Here is a 17,706-nt window from a genome sequence, read left to right as displayed (position 1 = left end):
TCGGGACTGGATCAAGATTGACACAGCCAGGTGCGGAAATCGTCGCCAGGGTCTAGTTTCAGTGCTCGTATCCACAGAGTCGTGGAGCAACGGCGACGGTTTCCGTCGCCCGCCATCGAGAGAGCGTGGTGGTCATGCGAGACGAACGGGTCGTGACGGTGTCGACCGAGACGGTCGGTACCGAGAAGGGGCTGCGTCCGGGAGCCATCGGGCTGGTGGGCAGCGTCGTGATGGGCATCTCGTCCACCGCGCCCGCCTACAGCCTGGCGGCGAGTCTCGGACTGGTCGTGGCGAGCGGCGGTGCCCTGCTGGCCGGGGTGAAGGCGCCGGCGATCATGCTGCTCGCGTTCATCCCGATGTGGATGATCGCGGTGGCCTACCAGGAGCTCAACCGCGAGGACCCCGACTGCGGCACGACCTTCACGTGGGCGACCCGCGCGTTCGGTGCCGTGACCGGCTGGCTCGGCGGGTGGGGGATCATCGCCGCGGACGTCATCGTGATGGCGAACCTCGCCCAGATCGCCGGCTCGTACGGGTACTCGTTCGTCGGCGTCCTGACGAACGACCCGGCGATCAGCGCCCTCGGGAACAGCACGCTGTGGTCGACCGTGGCCGGGGTGGCCTGGATCGCGATCATGACGTTCATCTGCTACGTCGGCGTCGAGGTGTCGGCCCGCCTGCAGTACGTGCTGCTCGGCGTCGAGGTGCTCGTCCTGGTGATGTTCGCGGCCGTCGCGCTCGTCCGGGTCGCCACCGGCAACGGCGTCGAGGGCTCGATCACGCCGTCGCTGTCGTGGCTGTGGCCGAGCGGCATGGACTTCGGGTCGGTCATCGCGCCCGCCATGCTCACGGCGATCTTCATCTACTGGGGGTGGGACACCGCCGTCTCGCTCAACGAGGAGACGAAGGACCCCGAGAAGACCCCCGGTCGCGCGGCCGTCATCAGCACGGTCCTGCTCCTCGTCATCTACGCCCTCGTCTCGATCGCGGCGATCGCGTTCGCCGGCGTCGGCACGAAGGGCATCGGCCTCGGGGCCCAGGGCAACGCCGACGACGTGTTCTCGGCGATCGGCCCGGCGCTCTTCGGCAACTCGTTCCTCGGGCACGCGGCGATGGCGCTGCTGTCGTTCTCGATCCTCACGTCGGCGTCCGCCTCGACGCAGACCACGATCATGCCGACCGCCCGCACCTCGCTCTCGATGGCGGTCTACAAGGCACTGCCGTCCCACTTCGCCCGGATCCACCGCCGCTTTCTCACCCCGACCTGGTCGACCATCGGGATGGGCGTCGCGTCGATCGGCTTCTACGTGCTCTTCACCGTCATCTCGACGAACCTCCTCACCGCCCTGATCGGCTCCGTCGGTCTGATGATCGCGTTCTACTACGGGCTCACCGGCTTCGCGTGCGTCTGGGTCTACCGGCGCACGCTGTTCAGCACGGTCCGGAACTTCGTCATGCGGGGCCTCGTCCCGCTGCTCGGCGGGCTGACCCTCGCGGTCACGTTCGTCTACGGCCTCGTGCAGTTCGCCCAACCCGATTGGCTGCAGGGCGACGACGGGAAGGACGTCACGATCCTCGGCATCGGTGCCGTCGCCGTCGTCGGTGTCGGTGCGATCCTCATCGGGGTCGTGCTGATGGTCGTCTGGTGGGTCCGGTCGCCGGACTTCTTCCGGGGGCGGACCCTCACGAGCACGAGCAACATCCTCGTCCTCGACGTCCCGGGTGCCGTCCCGGAACCGACCGTCATCGCACCCGACTTCTCGAACCTGCCGACCGGCAGCATCGCGGTCGACGAGGAGACCGGCAAGCGGTTCCGCCGCACGAGGTCGCGGCGCGACGACGACTGAGCGCGCCGACCGACCTCGGCCCGCAGCCGACGTGGGTGCGGCGGGTCAGGTCCCGGCCGACGCGACGCCGGACGGGAGGCGCGGGGCGGGCCCGCACCGTCCCTCCCGGTCCGGCAGTCAACCGGTCGGCGCGGTGCGCCGATGACGGGCTCCGCCGATCATCCATCACGCCGCCGGTTCGCGCCGCAACGACCGCAGCACCGGCAGGAGCGTCTCGAGGGCGCCGGGTCCGGCCTCGAACGGACGGCCGAGGGCCGTCCGCGGCGGCAGGACGAGCTCGCCTCCACCGACGAGGTCGAACCAGAGCGCGTAGTCGACGCGCGAGCCGCGCGAGCCCTTGGTGGCGAGGTCGACGGCCCGGATCCTCGTCCAGGACAGATCGATCACCGGAGCGTCCAGCTCCGGCGTCCAGCCGTGCATGCCGGCACGATCGAGCGTCCACACCTCGGGGCGGGGCCGCGGGAGGTCCTCGGTGGTCCGGAGCCCCTTCGTCAGCACCGGCAGGAAGAACTCGGGGGTGTGTCCGGCCGCGCGGATCCGTGCGAGCGTCCGGCGGTCACGACGGCCGCTCCACCAGGTGCCGACCGACATCACGATGCCGACGACGACCAGGAACAGCTCGATCAGCACCACACTGCCGACGCGACTGCTGCGCGCCAGCTGGGCGACGAAGGCCGGCGACGCGAACTCCGCCGCGATGAGTGCCGACGCGCCGACCACGAGGATCGCGGCGGCGAGGTGCACCGGCCACTGTCGGGGCGCGACGCCGTCACGGAGCCGTTGCACCCACCCGTCCGTCACGTCCCGCACGGACCCATCCTGCTCGGACGCGGCCCGGAGCGGTCAGAGGCGGTGGGACCGCCGGCGGCCGAGGACCGCGTCGAGCACGCGGGCGAACCGCGGACGCGGGCGGACGGGCTTCGTCTCGATCGAGCGGGTCGGGGCGCGGAGCGCGAGGTCGTGCAGCATGTTCCGCTTCGAGCCGTCCCAGTTCGCGAACAGGTACGCGCCACCGAGGAACGACAGGCTCCGCACCGGCGTGCGCTTCCACGAGTCGGCGGCGACGTAGTACCCGGCGTGGCCGGCGTGGATGTGCTGGATCACGGTGTCGACGTCGATGACGCTGGTGGTCGTCACGACGGCGGTGATGCCCGTTCGGTCACGGGCGACGTACTCGATGAGGTGTTCAGACACGCGGGCTCTTGGTCGGGTCGTGGGCCCGTCGGGGTCGGGGAGTACGACACGACGAGGCATGGCCGGAATCGTCGTTGCTCCCGAACCAAAGAATACGCCGAGAATGCTGCGCGCGGCGAGGAGGAACCTGACCGGATGCGCACGCTGCAAACCACCGGGGGGATCCTGTTCGCCGCCGTCCTGGCCGTCGTCCTGGCCGGGTGCAGCGGCGGGGAGGATGCGGACCCGACCGCCACCACGACCCGCACCGTGACCGCGACGCCGACGGCCGTGGCGGAGAGCCCGTCGTCGACGCCGTCGTCGCCCCCCACCCCGACGCCGACCTGCGGTCCGTCGAGCGGTGCCGAGGCCGCTGCCGGCCCGATCGCCGACCTGCCGCTGCCCGCCGGGCTCGAGGACGCGAGGTGGGACGCGGCGAACGCCGACACCGCCGGGTACGACGCCTGCGCACCGCTGTCCTGGGTGACGGTGAGCGTCGAGCGCGCCACCGGCAGCTCGCCCGTCGCGATCCTGCTCTTCCACGACGGCCGGTACCTCGGTACCGCCACGAAGGAGCAGTACGGGTTCGTCCCCGACATCAGCCGGACCGACGCGTCGACCATCGCGGTGACCTACCGCTACGCGAAGCCCGACGAGACGACGGCCGAGGAGAGCGGCCGGACGAACGCGACCTTCCGGTGGGACGAGGCCGCGGGGCGCGTGGTGATGACCGGGCAGACGCCGCCGGAGGGCTGACCGCGAAGCGCGCGCCGCCGCCGGGTGCTGCCATGCTGGACGCCATGCCGTTCCTCCGCACCGTCTGGCCCGGTGTCGCCCTCGCCGTGCTCATCGGGCTCGCCGCCACCGTCGTCGGCCGCGAGGTCCCGGTCGTCGGTGGTCCCGTCCCCGCGGTGGTGCTCGGCGCACTCGTCGGCTGGCTCGTGCGTCGGCGCCGGCAGCAGGAGGTCGGCGGCCCCGCGTCCGGCACCGGCGCGGCTGCCGGTGGTGACCTCGGCGTCCTCCAGCCCGGCGTGAAGTTCGCGTCGAGCCGGGTCCTGCAGCTCGCGGTCGTCCTGCTCGGCGCACAGCTCTCGATCGCCGAGGTGCTCCGGATCGGCGGCGAGACCCTGCCGGTGATGCTGACGACCCTCGTCGTGTGCCTCGCCGCCGCGTGGGGGATCGGTCGGCTGCTCCGCGTGTCCGGTGCGCTCCGCACGCTGATCGGTGTGGGCACCGGGATCTGCGGCGCCTCGGCGATCGCGGCCGTGACCCCCGTGATCGGCGCGGTCAGTGCCGACGTCGCCTACGCGATGTCGACGATCTTCCTCTGCAACATCGCGGCCGTGTTCGTCTTCCCGCTCGTCGGGCACGCGCTCGGGCTGTCGCAGCACGCCTTCGGCGTCTTCGCGGGGACCGCGGTGAACGACACCTCGTCGGTCGTCGCCACGGCGACGGTCTACGGTCGCCAGGCGACCGACACAGCCGTGGTCGTGAAGCTGGTCCGGACGCTCATGATCATCCCGATCGTCCTGGGGCTGGCCGGCCTGGAGGCGCGGCGCACCTCCCGTGCGCAGCAGGCGTCCGCCGACGGCCAGGGTCGCGCCGGGGGCGTCCGCGGAGCCGGCGTGTTCCGCCTGGTCCCGTGGTTCCTCGTCGGCTTCCTCGTGGTCGTGCTCCTGCGCACCGTCGGGGTGCTGCCGGCCGCTGCGGCCCCGGGGTTCTCGACCGCCGCGACGTTCCTCATCACGGTGGCCCTCGCCGCGATCGGCGTCTCGACGGACTTCGGCGCACTCCGACGGGCGGGGTTCCGACCGATGCTGCTCGGCATCGCGCTGTGGGTGCTCGTCGCGGGTACGAGCCTCGGCGCGCAGGCGGTGTTCGGCCTCCTCTGACGGGTCCCCTGCCGGGCCTTGCCCCGATCTGACCCATCGTTTATCGTTGCTATCGATGTTCGATGGTATCGATGATCGACAAGGGAGAAGGACATGAGCGCACCCGTCTACGAGCCGCCGCGGGGCTCGCGGTCCTACCTCGCCTACGTCGTCGCGTGCGCGGTCGGCGTCGCGTGGGTCGTGTGGTGGTACGTCGCGGACCTCGTCCACTCGGTCCGCGACCGTGTCGTGACCGTGCCGGTGCGCATCGAGCCGACGACCCGGGTCCCGCAGCCGCCGGGGGGCGCGACGGTCCAGGCGACCGAGCTCACGATGCGCGTCCGGACGACCGACGTCCCGGCCGGGGCCCTCGGGTTCATCCGCGTGGGGGACGCCGTCGAGGTGGTCGCCGTCGCGGCCCTCATCGCCGCCGTCGCCGCGGTCGCGTGGCAGATCAGCCGGGGCGGGCTCTTCGACCGTCGGACCACGCGGCTGCTCGACTGGGCCGCCGGGCTCACCATCGTGGCCGGTTTCCTGCCGGACTTCGTTCGCCGGATGGGCTGGAACTGGGTGGTCGCCGGGCTCGGGTGGGACGGCAGGCTCCCCACGCCGCTCGTCGACCCGCAGTACGTGCCCGTCTACCTCGGCGTGCTCCTGGTGACCTGCTTCCGGTTCGCCCTCACCGCGTCGCAGCGGATGGTGCGCGACCAGGCCGGACTCGTCTGATGCCGCCGGAGGAGGACGGCCACCGGGTCGTCTGCCACCTCGACGACCTGCTCGTCGCCCGTGGGATGTCCCTGACCGAGCTCGCGGACCGGGTCGGCGTGACCGTCGTGAACCTGTCGGTGCTGAAGAACAACCGGGCCCGGGCGATCCGGTTCTCGACGCTCACCGCCCTGTGCGAGGCGCTCGACTGCCAGCCGGGCGACGTGTTCTCCGTGCGACGGTCCTAGCCGACCGGTCACACCACCCGCGAGTCGATCACCGCCCGGTCGCCCCGGTACCGCGAGAACCCGTACTCCACCGGGGTGCCGTCGGCCAGGCACATCAGCCGTTCGATGTGGAAGATCGCCTGACCGGGGTCGATGTCGAGCAGGTCGGCGGTCCACTGGTCCGCGTTCACCGTGCTGAGCAGGAGCCGACGGGCGACCGGCCGCTGCCCGACCCGACGGACGAGCACGTCCGGCACGTACTCGGTGAGGGGCTCCGACACGAGGTCCGGGAACCGCTCGCGCGGCACCCAGCTCGTCCGCACCCGGCTCGGTTCCCCGTCGAACGAGATGAGGCTCTCGACGAAGTACGCAGCGCTGCCGTCCATCTCGAGGTTCCGCCGCACGGTCTCCGGCGCCGGGACGAGCTGCACGCACAGGTGCACGATGCTCAGGCGGGGCGAGTCGAAGATGCTGCCGCCGGCGGTCTCGCCGTAGATCGTGACCTCCTCGGTGGTGCGGGCGAGGCTCACCGAGGCCACCGGGCGCACCCCGAACGTGCCGGAGCGCGGGGCCCGGGTGAGCAGCCGCTGCTCCTTGAGCAGCGTCAGGGCAGCGCGCAGGACGTTCCGCGTCGTGCCGTACAGGTCGAGGAGCTCCCACTCGTACGGCAGCGGTCCGGCGAACCGACCGGCGACGATGTCGGCGCGGATGAGGTCGGACACCTGCCGGGCCGCGTCGGAGCGTCGGTTGAAGCCGATCCAGTGCCCGGGCGCGACGTCGCCGACGCCCATGTCCGTCCACGGCGGCACGGGACGGCGTCCCGTCGGTTCGTCCAGCCGGTCGTCCGGCGCGACGTCGGTCACGAGACCACCCCCACGGTCGTGGTGTCGCCGGTCCACCCGGCCCACCGGAGGAACTCCCGGGCGAGACGCACCGGGTAGTCGGGTGCCTGGATGTCGATGGACACGAACACCCGGCGGTAGAAGGTCGGGCCGCCCAGCAGGTCGACGGCGATCCCGAGGTCGACGTCCGGCCGCAGGTCGCCGGCGTCCATGGCGCGCTGCAGCATCGCGTTCACCCGGACGCGTCGGTCGAGGTGCCACGCGGCGACCGCCTCGGCGACCCGGGGCTCGTGCGAGGCGGCCTCCACGATGAGCGGAAGCGCCCGTCCGACCGGGGTCGCGACGAGCGCGTGCACCCAGCCGCGAGTGAGCCCGAGCACGCCCTCGTCGATCGGCGCGTCGAGTTCCGTCGGGATCGTCTCCTCCATCAGTCGGATGACGGTCTCGGTGAGGAGCACGTCCCGGCTCGGCCACCGCCGGTAGATCGTCGCCGCCCCCACCCCGGCGGCGTCGGCCACCGCCCGGATCGTGAACGCCCGCGGGTCGCCCTCGGCGAGGATCGCCACGCACGCCACGTACACGGCCTCGTCGACCGCCGCACTCCGCGGCCGTCCGCGGACCGGTGCCTCGGTGCTCACGCGGCGCTCCAGTGCGCGAGCACCCGGTCGATGCCCCAGACCTCGCCGATCTTCGCCTGGATGTCGAACAGGTTCGCCTCGTGCACGCTCGGCAGCCGGTCGCCGACGGCCTCGCGCACGACGATCGGCACGAACCCGTGCTGCATCGCGTCGGTCGCGGTCGCCCGGATGCACCCGCTCGTCGACAGCCCGGCGATGAACAGCGTGTCCACCCCGCGGGCCACGAGGTCCGCGGCCAACGAGGTCCCGAAGAACGCACTCGGGTACTGCTTCGGCACCAGGGTGTCCCCGTCGACCGGGGCGAGCCCCGCGATGAAGGCGCCCGTCGAGGTCCCCGGCAGGTAGGCGGCGAGCGCGGGCACCTTCCGGAAGAACACCCCGGCGTTCGACCCGTCGGCCGACAGCGCCATCGTCGTGACGGCGACGTGCACGCCGGCCGCCCGCGCCGCCCGGGTGAGCTCGCGCATCCGCTCGACGGGTTCCTCGACCCCCGCGTACAGCCCGCACGTCGGGTCGACGTACGCCCGGACCGGGTCCACGACGACGAGCGCCGCCCGCCGGCCGGGTTCGAGGGCGCCGGTGTACCCGGCCGAGGCGTAGTCGTCGTGGTCGTCGCTCATGCGGTCCTGCTTCCGTCGTGCGTGGGGCGGTGGTGGTCCTGGAGGCGCGGTGCGGCCCCGTCGGGTCGGCCGCCGCTCCGGCGGCCGGTGCGGACGGAGCGGCGCGCACGCGTCGTGGCGGTCATGCGGTCGTCCCCGGCCCGGGGACGGGACTCGACGTGCCGGGCCGGAGCGGCGCCTCCCGGTCCGGTGGTCCGAACGGACCGAACGCGACGATGAGCGCACCGACGACCGCGCACCCGGCGAAGGTGAGCGCCGCCGCGCGGACCCCGTCGACGAAGGCCTGGACGTCGGTCGCCGGCAGGCCGAGCAGGCTGCCGTCGTAGGCCGCGGCCTGCTGCGCCGCGGACAGGCCGCTCGTGGCGATCGCCAGGCCGAGCGCCGTCGAGAACAGGAAGCCGGCGTTCTGGAGCGCCGACCGGATGGCGTTCGCGATACCCCGGCGGTGCTCCGGAACCCGGGTCATCAGCGCCGACGTGCTCGGGGTCATGAACACGCCGGTGCCGACGCCCACGGCACCGAGTCCGACGGCCGTGACCGCGTAGTCGCCGTCGTCGGCGAGGGAGCCCGCGAGGACCGCCGCACCGATCGCGATGAGGAGCATGCCGATGGTCGACAGCGTCCGGGCCGGGACCCGCCTGGCGAGGACCCCGGCGCTCGCCGCGGCCACCGTCGTGCCGATCGGGGTCGGCAGGACCCAGAGGGCGGCCTCGACGGCGTCCTTGCCGGAGACCGCCTGGAACGACAGTGACGCCAGCAGCACGAGCGCGTAGCTCGACAGCGCGCACAGTCCGGCGGCCGAGAACAGCGTGATGGTCGCCCGGTCACGGAAGATCGCCGGGTCGACGAGCGGGTGCGCCACACGGCGCTGGGTCCACACGAACACGGCGCCGAGCAGCACCGCGCCCGAGGCCATCGCCACGACCGGCGTCGCCGCCCACCCGGCTGAGCCGCCGACCGACACGGCACCGACGAGCAGGCCGACCGCCGCGACGGACAGCAGCGAGCCGGGGACGTCGAGGCGCTCGCCGGAGCGTGGGCGGGCCGCTCGGGGGATGAGCCGCAGGGACCACACCAGGCCGGCGAGCGAGATCGGGATGCCGCCGAGGAAGATCCAGCGCCAGCCGAACGACTCCGCGACGAGGCCGCCGACGACCGGGCCGATGACCTGCCCGACGGCGGCGACGGTGGCGTTCAGCCCGAGGCCGAGCGACAGGATCGACTCCGGGAACACGTCGGTGAGGAGCGCGGTGGTGTTCGTCACGATGGCGGCGGCACCGACCCCCTGCACGAGTCGTGCGGCGAGCAGGACGGCGGCGTCCGGCGCGACCCCGCACGCGAGCGAGGCGAGGAGGAAGACGAGGATGCCGGCGATGTACAGCCGACGGCGACCGACGAGGTCCGCGATCCGGCCGAACACCAGGATGAGCGTCGTGGTGGTGAGCATGTAGCTCAGCAGGACCCAGCTGGACTGCAGGGCGGTGGCGTCGAGGTCGCGACTGACGTCGGGGAGGGCGACGAGCAGGGCGCTCGAGGAGATGAAGACGAGGACGACGCTGAGGCTCGAGGCGCAGAGCACCTGCCACGCGCGTCGGCGGGCGCCGCCCTCGTCCGTGGTGCGGTTACTGATCGGTCGACCCTCTCGTGGCGGATGCGGGCGGCACCCGGTGGTGGTGGTCGGTGACGGCCTGGAACGCCGCGGCGGCGGACAGCACGAGCCGGTCGTCCCACGGGCGCGCGACGAGCTGGACCCCGACCGGCAGACCGTCCGGCGCGGTCCCGGCGGGCATCATGAGCGCGGGGAAGCCGACGTAGTCGAACAGCCGGGTGTTCCGGGGGACGACGTCGTGCAGGTTGTACGGCACCCCGTCGACCGACATCGTGAGGTCGTCGAGGCGCGGCGCGGTGGCGCCGATCCCCGGTGTCAGCACGACGTCGACGCCGGCCTCGTCCATCCGCCGGACCATCGCGGCCTGCACGAGCGGGCGGCGACGGAGGGCCCGGAGGTAGTCCGCGGCCGTCGGCGTGAACGCCACGTCGAAGCGGGCCCGGGTGCCGGCGTCGAACAGGTCGGCGGTGTCGGCGTTGGCCTCCTGGTTGGCGGCGAGCTCGCCGTAGAAGACGGTCCAGCACTCGGCGTCGATCGCCTCGAGGTCGTCGAACTCGATCGGCACGATCGTCGCCCCGAGGCCGCGGAACCCGTCGATCGCGGCCGTGTGCGCGTCGAGCACGGCGCCGTCCACCCGTTCGGTGAACCAGCCGCGCGGGACGCCGATGCGGAGTCCGACGACGCGGTCCGGCGCGGCCTCGACGAGCGGGACCGCGGTGTGCGTCGTCGGGTCCTCGCCGTCGCCGCCGGCGATGACGGCGAGCACGAGCGCGAGGTCCTCGGCCGTGCGGGCCATCGGGCCGACGTGGTCGAGGGTCCACGACAGGCTCGCGACGCCGGTGCGGGGGACGAGGCCGTACGTCGGCTTGATGCCGGTCGTGCCGCAGAGCGCCGAGGGGACCCGGATGGAGCCGCCGGTGTCCGACCCGAGGGCGAGCGGCACGATCCGCGCGGCGAGCGCCGAGCCGGAGCCGGTCGACGACCCGCCCGTCCACCGCTCGGGGTCCCACGGGTTCCGGACCGCGCCGTACCGGGCGTTGTGCGGGCCGCCGCAGGCGAACTCGGTCGTCGCGGCCATGAACACCGGGATCGCCCCGGCGGCACGGAGTCGTGCCACGACGGTCGCGTCGGCGGGGGCCACGCGGTCGCCGGTCTGCAGCGACCCGCTCGTGACGACCGTGTCGGCGACGTCGATGATGTCCTTCACCGCGAACGGGATGCCCTCGAGCGGACGGGCGTCGCCCGCGGCCCAGCGCCGGGTGGACTCCGCCGCTGCCTGCTCGGCACCGTCGACCGGTCGGAGGACCGCGTCGGACCACACGGCGTCGCTCGTCCAGTGCGGAGCGAGGGTGGCGACGACCGCGGTGGGGGTGGTGGCGCCGTCACGGTAGGCGGCGAGGAGCTCCGTGACGCTCGCGGCGGCGGGGTCGGACGCGGTGTCCGTCGTCGCGCGGACCGGTGCGGCTGGCGTCGACGCGGCGGGTGCCGGCGCGGCGTCGACCGCCGCCCCGAGGAGCCGGGCGAACAGCGCGTGGCTGTGGCCCGGCTCGGCGGGGAGCGACGACGGCGCGGCCGGGAGCGGGTTGGCGCGGCTGTCCCGCAGCGCCTGCTCCAGCTGGGGCGCGATCGTCCCGCGCACGACCGCGAAGACGTCCGTCACGCCGGCACCGCCGCCGCGTGGGCATCTGCGAGGTAGCGGAACACCCCGGGCTGCCGGTCGCGGCCGAGCGGGAAGTCCGACCTCGCTGCCGCCACCTCGGCGACGTCGAGCGTCGCCCGGACGATCGGGCCGGCCTCGTGCGCCGGGGCGGAGACCACGAGCTCGCCGCGGGGCGACACGACCGACGATCGACCGAAGTAGCTCACGGTCTTGCCGTCGACGGTCTCCTCGCCGCCCCGGTTCGGGGCGACGACCCAGGTCTGCGTCTCGAGGGCGCGCACCTGCAGCTCCTGCGTGAAGAGCGTCTCGCGGAAGCCCATCGAGGAGACGAGCACGAGCATCACCTCGGCGCCGGCCGCACGCGAGGCGAGCCAGTACTCGGGGAAGCTCCGGTCGTAGCAGATGAGCATGCCGAACCGGGTGCCGAGCGCGTCGAACACGACCGGCCCCGACCCCGGCGCGAAGTAGTGCTTCTCGTCGACGTCGGAGATCGCGTTCGTCGGGATCGACGTCTTCCGGTAGGCCGGCACGCGGTCGCCGTGCACGTCGGTGCCGTGCACGAGGGTGCCGTCCGCGTCGATCAGGACGGCGCTGTTGTACTGCGCGTCGCCGGCGTCCTCGTAGAGGCCGAAGGCCACCGCGGTGCCGAGTCGCTTCGCGGCCGCGGCGAACCGGGCCGTCGCCGGACCGGGGACCGGCTGCGCCCATGCCTTGCGGGTGTCGTTCCGGACGCCGCAGAAGTACGGCGTCGTGGTGAGTTCCGGGAAGACGACGAGGTCGGCGCCCGCCGCTGCCTGTTCGAACAGGGCGAGGAGCTCGTCGAGCGCCCGGTCGTGGTCGGCGGGGATCTGCCCGGCCTGCACGACCGCGACCTCGAGGACCGGCGCCGTGGTGTCGGTCGTCATGCGGTGACCGCGCTCGGTGCGGAGGAGACGACGCCCTCGCGGGTGCGCATGAGCGGCTGGATCTTCGTGCCGAAGTCGTCCATGCCCTGCAGGAAGTCGTCGAACACGAGCATGATGCCCTTCGTGCCCTCGATCGCGGCGGCCTCGTCGAGCATCGCCGCGACGCGCTCGTACGAGCCGACGAGCGTGCCCATGTTCATGTTCACGGCGCCCTCCGGGAGCGAGATCCGCTTCGCGGTGTTGCCGTCCTCGCCGTTCGTGTCGGTGAGCGCCTGCCCGGTCATCCAGGCGATGGCCTCGACGTCCACGCCGTCGCTGTAGCGCTGCCACTTCTCCTGCGCGGCCTCGTCGGTCTCGTCGGCGATGACCATGAAGAGGACGTACGAGCCGACGTCGCGGCCGGTCTTCGCGCGGGCCTCGAGGAGCGCCTGGTTCTGCTCGGCGTACGCGGTCGGGGTGTTCACGCCGACGCCCATCGAGAAGTTGTAGTCCGAGTACTCCGCGGCGAAGGCCATGCCCTGGGACGACTGGCCGGCCGAGACGATCGGGATGTGCGACGTCGGCTTCGGGAGCATCCGGCAGTCGTCCATCTGGAAGTACTCGCCCTGGAAGTTGCTGACGCCGTCCTCCCACAGCTCCTTCATGACCTGCATGTACTCGGTCTGGTACGCGTAGCGGCGCTTGAAGTGCACCTCGTCGCCCGGCCAGAGCCCCATCTGGTCGTACTCCGCCTTCTGCCAGCCGGCGACGAGGTTCAGCCCGAAGCGTCCGTGTGAGATCGAGTCGATCGTTGCGGCCATGCGGGCGGCGATCGCCGGCGGGATGGTCAGCACCGCGGTGGTGGCGAACAGGCGGATGCGCTCCGTCCGTGCGGCGAGCCCGGCCATCAGGGTGAAGGACTCGAGGTTCTCGTCCCAGAACCCGCTCGGACCGCCGAAGCCGCGCAGCTTGATCATCGACAGGGCGAAGTCGAAGCCGTACGACTCGGCCTTCTGCACGATCTCGAGGTTGAGGTCGAACGACGGCTTGTACTGCGGCGAGGTGGTCGAGATGAGCCAGCCGTTGCTGCCGATCGGGATGAAGACTCCGATGTCCATGGGGGACTCGCTTTCTGTGTGTGGTGGAGGGTCAGGACTGCTTCGCGGCGGCCTTGGCGGCGCTCGCGACGGCGTGTCGACGGATGGTCTGGGAGACGGCGACGGCGACGATGAGCGCGCCGCCGTAGAACAGCTGCTGGACGAAGTTGTCGGCGCCGAGCATCTGCAGCCCGACGACGCCGGAGAACAGGAAGTACACGGCGATGAACGTGCCGATGGCGTTGAAGCGCCCGGGGATGATCGCGGTCGCCCCGAGGTAGCAGGCGGCGAACGCGGGGAGCAGGAACGACTGTCCGCTCGACGGGTCCGCCCCGCCGAGGGTGCCGGCGTAGACGACCCCGGCGACCGCGGCGGTGAAGCCGGCGCCGACGAACGCGCCCACCCGGAGCCGACGGACGTTCAGACCGGACAGCTCGGCGACCGTGCGGCCGGTGCCGACGAAGAGCAGACGGCGGCCGACGGGCGTGGCGCTCAGGACGACGAGGACGACGACCGTCGCGACGAGCCCGTACACGAACGCCAGCGGCAGCCCCGCGAGCCCGCGCCAGCCGACCGTGGCGTTCACGAGCGCGGCGTCGATCCCGGTGACCGACGAGGACGCGCTCATCCACTGGATGATGCCGATCATGAACGTCGAGGTGCCGAGCGTCACGATGAACGAGTCGATCCGGAACGCCACCGTCAGGAGCCCGTTCACGAGCCCGACGACGACGCCGATCGCCAGGCCGACGAGGATCGAGGGCACGAGCGGCACGTCCATCTTCGCGTTGAGGACGGCGATCGCCATCGCGGAGAGCGACATCGTCGATGCGCCGGACAGGTCGAACTCACCGGCGGTCAGCGGGAAGAGGAACCCGAGCGCCAGGATGAGCAGCACCGACTGCGACCCGAGGATGTTCTGCAGGTTGCCGAGCGTCGGGTAGGTGTCCGGCAGCGCCACGCTGAACGCGATGACGATGACGAGCCAGGCGCCGAGCAGCGCGTACCGCTCGGTGTGCCCCCACGAGAAGCGCGGGCGGGAGGGACGGACGATCGAGGTCTCGAGGACGGGTTCGGCGGTGGTGGACATCAGGCGGTCTCCTTGACGGGGGAGGAGTCGACGGGGGAGGAGGGGGCGGGATCGACGAGGCTCGCGACGACGGCCGCCGCGATGACGTCGCGGTCGATCCGGTCGCCGGTGAGGACGTCGTGGACACGGCCGTGGGCGAGGACCACGACGCGGTCGCACATCTGGGCGAGCTGGTCGTAGTCCGTCGAGGCACAGAGGATCGGGACGCCCTGGTCGGCCCTCCGGCGGAGCATCGAGAAGATCGCCGCGCGGGCACCGACGTCGATGCCCTGCGTCGGCTCCTGGAGCAGCACGAGGGTCGGGTCGTCCTGCATCCACTTCGCGAGGACGGCCTTCTGCTGGTTGCCGCCGGAGAGCGTGCCGAACAGCGCCGACGGGTCCGCGGGACGGACGTCCCAGTCGCGGACGAGTCCCTCGACGTGCGACCGCTCCCGTGCCGGCGAGAGTCCGAGCACGCTCCGGAGCTTCCCGAGGACCGGCAGCGTCACGTTCTGCTCGACGGACAGGGTCAGGGCGCCGCCCTCGCGCTTCCGGTCGGCGGGGACGTAGACCACGCCCCGGGCGACGGAGGCAGCCGGGGTGGTCCCGCCGACCTCGACGGTGGTGCCCCGCAGCGTGAGCGAACCGCTCGCCGCCCGCGCGCCGTACAGGCCGGGCAGCACGTCCTCGACGCCGGAGCCGGCGAGCCCGGTGATGCCGACGACCTCGCCGTCCGCGACGTCGAACGAGAGTCCGTCGACGACACCGGCACGGAGGTCCCGGACCGACACCACCGCGTCGCCCGTGGTCGCCGGACGCGGGCTGCGGGCGGTCGCCGTGTCGAGACCGCGTCCGACGATGAGCGAGACGAGCTCGTCGGCCGTCGTGGTCGCGGTGTCACGGTGTGCCTGGACCCGACCGGCACGGAGCACCGTGACACGGTCGGCGTGTTCGAGCACCTCCGACATGTCGTGCGAGACCAGCAGCGCGGACGTGCGACCGTCGGACACCAGGTCCTTGACGACGCGGAAGAGCAGGTCCGCGTCCTCCTTGGGCAGGAACACCGTCGGCTCGTCGAGGACGATCAGGGCGCGGTGCTCGCCCAGCTCGGCGACGGCCCGCAGGATCGCGACGAGGGCCTTCTGCGTGTCGGTCAGCTCGTCGATCCGGGCCCGCGGGTCGATGTCCACCCCGTACCGGGCGAAGAGCTCGGCGGCCGCCCGGTGCTCGGCGCCCCAGCGGACGAACGGCCCGCGGCCGGCGACGACCGTGGCGAGCCGGAGGTTCTCCGTCACGCCGAGCGACGGCACCAGCGCGAGGTCCTGGTGCACGAAGCTGATGCCGACGCGGCGGAAGTACCCGGGGGGCACGGGCAGGGGCAGGCGGGCGCCGCGGACCTCGATCGTCGCCCCCGGGTCCGGCGCGTACGTGCCGGAGAGGATCTTGATGAGGGTCGACTTGCCGGAGCCGTTCTCGCCGAGCAGCGCGTGGACCTGGCCGGGACGGACCTCGAGGTCGACGCCGTCCAGCGCGGTCAGGCCGCCGAACCGCTTGGTGAGCCCGCTGATCCGCAGGACCGGTGCGGTGACCGCACCGGCGTCGGCGACCGCAGCGTGCGCTGCGGGGCCGAGCCGTGCCTCCCGGGCGGCGCTCACTTCGCCGGACCCCAGATCGCCTCGTAGCCGGACTTGTAGGCGTCGCCGTAGCCCTTGCTCGGCGCCGGCGGCGTCCCGGCCTCGTCGACGTTGTCCTTCGTGAAGACCTTGAGCGGCGTCTTCTCGTCACCGTCCTCGACGATCGGGGTGTCGGTGAGGACGCGGCCGGCCTGGTCGAGCGTGGCGTAGGCGAGCCACTCCATGTTCTCGCCGATGTCCATCGTCATGACGTTCCCCTGCTGCAGGATCTTCATGACCGCGGGCGTCCCGTTGTACGAGGACGTGAACACCTGGCCGGTCTTGCCGGCCGCCGTCACCCCGGCCTCGACGAAGAGGGCCATCGAGTCGTACACGGGCAGGACGTAGTCGAGGTTCGGGTCGGACTGGATCGCGGACTGCACGGTCGACGAGATCTTCGTCGCCCAGTCGGCCACCGGCACGTTCGTCACCTTCACCTTGCAGCCGGAGCAGTACTGGTCGAACTCCTCCTGCATGGCCTTGACGATGCCGTCCGACGGCGGGACCTCGGACGAGGTGATGATGAGCACGTCGCCCGCGCCCTTCGTCTCCTTGATCGCCCAGTCGGCGTTGAGCTTCGCGGCCTCGTGGAACGGGGCCGTGACCTGCGCGGCGACGAGCGGCTGCAGCTGGTCGGGGAGCGACTCGCCGGTCTGGTAGGTGTGGCTGATCAGCACCGGGATGCCCGCCGCCTTCGCCCGCTTGAGCGCCGGCACGATGAGCTCGCCGTTGACGCCCTGCGCGAGGACGATGATGTCGGCCTTCCGGCTGATCGCCTGGTCGATGCCGGCGGACTGCTCGGTCGGGGTGCCCTGGTTCGTGTACTCGATCCACTTCGCGCCGTACTGCTCGGCGAGCTGCTGCCCCGCCTCGTCGACGGACACGATGAACGGCACCGCGGACGAGTTCGGGATGTTGAAGATCGTCTTGCCGGCGATCTTCGACATGTCGAAGGGCTTGCCCTCGAAGGTGAACTCCGGGTCGACGCTGGCTGCCGTGATCTGGCTGGAGGCGTGCTCGACCCCGGCGGAGTCGTCCGCCGAACCGGTCGAGGCGGTCGAGGTGGCGGAGCAGGCGGACAGGAACAGCACGCCGGAGAGCGCGGCGGCCAGGACCGCTGGTCGGACGAGCCTGGTTCGGGTGGGTGCGGGGGACGACATCGGTCGAGGACCTCCAGGACGTGGTGCGGGGACGGGTGACGGGTGCGGGTGCTGCGGGGACGCCGAACACCCCGCGGCGCGGGGTGGGGTGGGCGTGACGGCGAGGGGCCCGGTCACGGCACGGGATGTGGGAGAGCGCTCCGCCGGCGGCGATGCGTCGTGGGTGACGGGGCCGCTCCGGTGGGGCTGATGCGAATGTAACGGGCTGTGGACGGCCGAGGGGGCCCGCGGGGTAACGGTCCTGTTAGGCGTTTGTTTCGCCGGTGTTAGGCCACCGACACGGCACGCTCGACGACCCGCCGCGGGGCGCCGTTCCGGGCCGGCCGTTCCCGCCGCCCGCACCCGGATCGGCGCGGATCCGCGCGATCACGCGGCGGCGACGCCCGGGCGAAACACCCCGGACGCACCCGCGCCGACTTCCGGTAACGCGTCTCTCACAAGTCGGCGCTCCCGGAGGCGACCGACGCTGGCGGAATGCGCGGAACCGGCCCGCACCGCCGCCCGCTGACCAGGACATTCCCCGTCGCGTCGCCTGGGGCGCGCTGGCGTAACCCACCCGACACGACGGCGCCACGGAGGCGAAACGAACGCCGGATGGACTGCACTCGCACCCCGTCGCCGACCATCCCGT

At 72.3% G+C, this 17,706-nt stretch carries 17 protein-coding genes; 5 read left to right on the top strand and 12 right to left on the bottom strand.

Features of this window, described 5'->3' with window-relative positions; translation table 11 throughout:
* Nucleotides 1-134: 134 nt before the first annotated feature.
* On the top strand, nucleotides 135-1,847 hold the full coding sequence (locus ACNQOV_RS02290) for an APC family permease (RefSeq protein WP_402267878.1): 1,713 nt from the start codon (nucleotides 135-137) through the stop codon (nucleotides 1,845-1,847).
* 165 nt (nucleotides 1,848-2,012) lie between these two features.
* Here the strand turns inward: ACNQOV_RS02290 and ACNQOV_RS02285 are convergent, their stop codons facing one another.
* Together ACNQOV_RS02285 and ACNQOV_RS02280 are read right to left on the bottom strand one after the other, a co-directional pair.
* A complete protein-coding gene (locus ACNQOV_RS02285; RefSeq protein WP_416393191.1) occupies nucleotides 2,013-2,657 on the bottom strand; it encodes a hypothetical protein in 645 nt (214 codons plus the stop codon).
* A gap of 33 nt (nucleotides 2,658-2,690) precedes the next feature.
* Nucleotides 2,691-3,041, bottom strand: coding sequence for a hypothetical protein (locus ACNQOV_RS02280; protein ID WP_402267875.1), 351 nt, complete (start codon nucleotides 3,039-3,041; stop codon nucleotides 2,691-2,693).
* Between the two features lie 135 nt (nucleotides 3,042-3,176).
* On the opposite strand from ACNQOV_RS02280, the gene ACNQOV_RS02275 reads away from it, so the two are divergent.
* From ACNQOV_RS02275 to ACNQOV_RS02260, 4 genes are all read left to right on the top strand, one after another.
* Nucleotides 3,177-3,776, top strand: coding sequence for an LppP/LprE family lipoprotein (locus tag ACNQOV_RS02275; protein WP_416393189.1), 600 nt, complete (start codon nucleotides 3,177-3,179; stop codon nucleotides 3,774-3,776).
* 44 nt (nucleotides 3,777-3,820) lie between these two features.
* Nucleotides 3,821-4,912: a YeiH family protein gene (locus ACNQOV_RS02270; RefSeq protein WP_416393187.1), complete on the top strand. Its 1,092-nt coding sequence runs from the start codon at nucleotides 3,821-3,823 to the stop codon at nucleotides 4,910-4,912.
* A 93-nt stretch (nucleotides 4,913-5,005) separates the two neighbouring features.
* Nucleotides 5,006-5,617 carry a hypothetical protein gene (locus tag ACNQOV_RS02265; protein WP_416393186.1) on the top strand — a complete coding sequence of 204 codons (612 nt, stop codon included), beginning with the start codon at nucleotides 5,006-5,008 and terminating at the stop codon, nucleotides 5,615-5,617.
* Nucleotides 5,617-5,844 (top strand): helix-turn-helix domain-containing protein, encoded by a 228-nt coding sequence (locus tag ACNQOV_RS02260; protein ID WP_022906813.1) that lies wholly within the window; start codon nucleotides 5,617-5,619, stop codon nucleotides 5,842-5,844. The genes ACNQOV_RS02265 and ACNQOV_RS02260 overlap by 1 nt, the downstream gene beginning before the upstream one ends.
* 8 nt (nucleotides 5,845-5,852) lie before the next feature.
* Here the strand turns inward: ACNQOV_RS02260 and ACNQOV_RS02255 are convergent, their stop codons facing one another.
* The 10 genes from ACNQOV_RS02255 to ACNQOV_RS02210 all read right to left on the bottom strand — a co-directional run bounded on the left by ACNQOV_RS02255 (nucleotide 5,853) and on the right by ACNQOV_RS02210 (nucleotide 17,075).
* Nucleotides 5,853-6,686, bottom strand: a complete 834-nt coding sequence (locus ACNQOV_RS02255) for a GntR family transcriptional regulator (protein ID WP_022906814.1) — start codon at nucleotides 6,684-6,686, stop codon at nucleotides 5,853-5,855.
* Nucleotides 6,683-7,303 carry a TetR/AcrR family transcriptional regulator gene (locus tag ACNQOV_RS02250; RefSeq protein WP_416393185.1) on the bottom strand — a complete coding sequence of 207 codons (621 nt, stop codon included), beginning with the start codon at nucleotides 7,301-7,303 and terminating at the stop codon, nucleotides 6,683-6,685. The genes ACNQOV_RS02255 and ACNQOV_RS02250 overlap by 4 nt, the downstream gene beginning before the upstream one ends.
* Nucleotides 7,300-7,923 (bottom strand): isochorismatase family protein, encoded by a 624-nt coding sequence (locus tag ACNQOV_RS02245; RefSeq protein ID WP_416393183.1) that lies wholly within the window; start codon nucleotides 7,921-7,923, stop codon nucleotides 7,300-7,302. Before ACNQOV_RS02245 ends, ACNQOV_RS02250 begins: the two co-directional genes overlap by 4 nt.
* A 121-nt stretch (nucleotides 7,924-8,044) precedes the next feature.
* A complete protein-coding gene (locus ACNQOV_RS02240; RefSeq protein WP_416393181.1) occupies nucleotides 8,045-9,502 on the bottom strand; it encodes an MFS transporter in 1,458 nt (485 codons plus the stop codon).
* A gap of 43 nt (nucleotides 9,503-9,545) precedes the next feature.
* Nucleotides 9,546-11,192, bottom strand: a complete 1,647-nt coding sequence (locus tag ACNQOV_RS02235) for an amidase (RefSeq protein WP_416393180.1) — start codon at nucleotides 11,190-11,192, stop codon at nucleotides 9,546-9,548.
* Complete coding sequence (locus tag ACNQOV_RS02230; RefSeq protein ID WP_416393179.1) at nucleotides 11,189-12,097, bottom strand: carbon-nitrogen hydrolase family protein; 909 nt, start codon at nucleotides 12,095-12,097, stop codon at nucleotides 11,189-11,191. The genes ACNQOV_RS02235 and ACNQOV_RS02230 overlap by 4 nt, the downstream gene beginning before the upstream one ends.
* Nucleotides 12,094-13,194 carry a pyrimidine utilization protein A gene (gene rutA, locus ACNQOV_RS02225; RefSeq protein WP_416393178.1) on the bottom strand — a complete coding sequence of 367 codons (1,101 nt, stop codon included), beginning with the start codon at nucleotides 13,192-13,194 and terminating at the stop codon, nucleotides 12,094-12,096. The genes ACNQOV_RS02230 and rutA overlap by 4 nt, the downstream gene beginning before the upstream one ends.
* 31 nt (nucleotides 13,195-13,225) lie before the next feature.
* Nucleotides 13,226-14,263: an ABC transporter permease gene (locus ACNQOV_RS02220; RefSeq protein ID WP_022906821.1), complete on the bottom strand. Its 1,038-nt coding sequence runs from the start codon at nucleotides 14,261-14,263 to the stop codon at nucleotides 13,226-13,228.
* A complete protein-coding gene (locus ACNQOV_RS02215; protein ID WP_416393177.1) occupies nucleotides 14,263-15,897 on the bottom strand; it encodes a sugar ABC transporter ATP-binding protein in 1,635 nt (544 codons plus the stop codon). The genes ACNQOV_RS02220 and ACNQOV_RS02215 overlap by 1 nt, the downstream gene beginning before the upstream one ends.
* Nucleotides 15,894-17,075 (bottom strand): sugar ABC transporter substrate-binding protein, encoded by a 1,182-nt coding sequence (locus tag ACNQOV_RS02210; RefSeq protein ID WP_022906824.1) that lies wholly within the window; start codon nucleotides 17,073-17,075, stop codon nucleotides 15,894-15,896. Before ACNQOV_RS02210 ends, ACNQOV_RS02215 begins: the two co-directional genes overlap by 4 nt.
* Nucleotides 17,076-17,706 lie beyond the last annotated feature (631 nt).

It is taken from the genome of Curtobacterium sp. LFS084 (assembly GCF_047977705.1).
GTDB lineage: Bacteria > Actinomycetota > Actinomycetes > Actinomycetales > Microbacteriaceae > Curtobacterium.
This window is presented reverse-complemented; position numbering and strand designations above follow the sequence as displayed.

Coding starts and splice junctions, on each gene's coding strand:
- ACNQOV_RS02275 (WP_416393189.1), top strand. CDS start 3,177: ATGCGCACGCTGCAAACCACCGGGGGGATCCTGTTCGCCGCCGTCCTG.
- ACNQOV_RS02230 (WP_416393179.1), bottom strand. CDS start 12,097: ATGACGACCGACACCACGGCGCCGGTCCTCGAGGTCGCGGTCGTGCAG.
- rutA (WP_416393178.1), bottom strand. CDS start 13,194: ATGGACATCGGAGTCTTCATCCCGATCGGCAGCAACGGCTGGCTCATC.
- ACNQOV_RS02245 (WP_416393183.1), bottom strand. CDS start 7,923: ATGAGCGACGACCACGACGACTACGCCTCGGCCGGGTACACCGGCGCC.
- ACNQOV_RS02220 (WP_022906821.1), bottom strand. CDS start 14,263: ATGTCCACCACCGCCGAACCCGTCCTCGAGACCTCGATCGTCCGTCCC.
- ACNQOV_RS02290 (WP_402267878.1), top strand. CDS start 135: ATGCGAGACGAACGGGTCGTGACGGTGTCGACCGAGACGGTCGGTACC.
- ACNQOV_RS02260 (WP_022906813.1), top strand. CDS start 5,617: ATGCCGCCGGAGGAGGACGGCCACCGGGTCGTCTGCCACCTCGACGAC.
- ACNQOV_RS02270 (WP_416393187.1), top strand. CDS start 3,821: ATGCCGTTCCTCCGCACCGTCTGGCCCGGTGTCGCCCTCGCCGTGCTC.
- ACNQOV_RS02210 (WP_022906824.1), bottom strand. CDS start 17,075: ATGTCGTCCCCCGCACCCACCCGAACCAGGCTCGTCCGACCAGCGGTC.
- ACNQOV_RS02265 (WP_416393186.1), top strand. CDS start 5,006: ATGAGCGCACCCGTCTACGAGCCGCCGCGGGGCTCGCGGTCCTACCTC.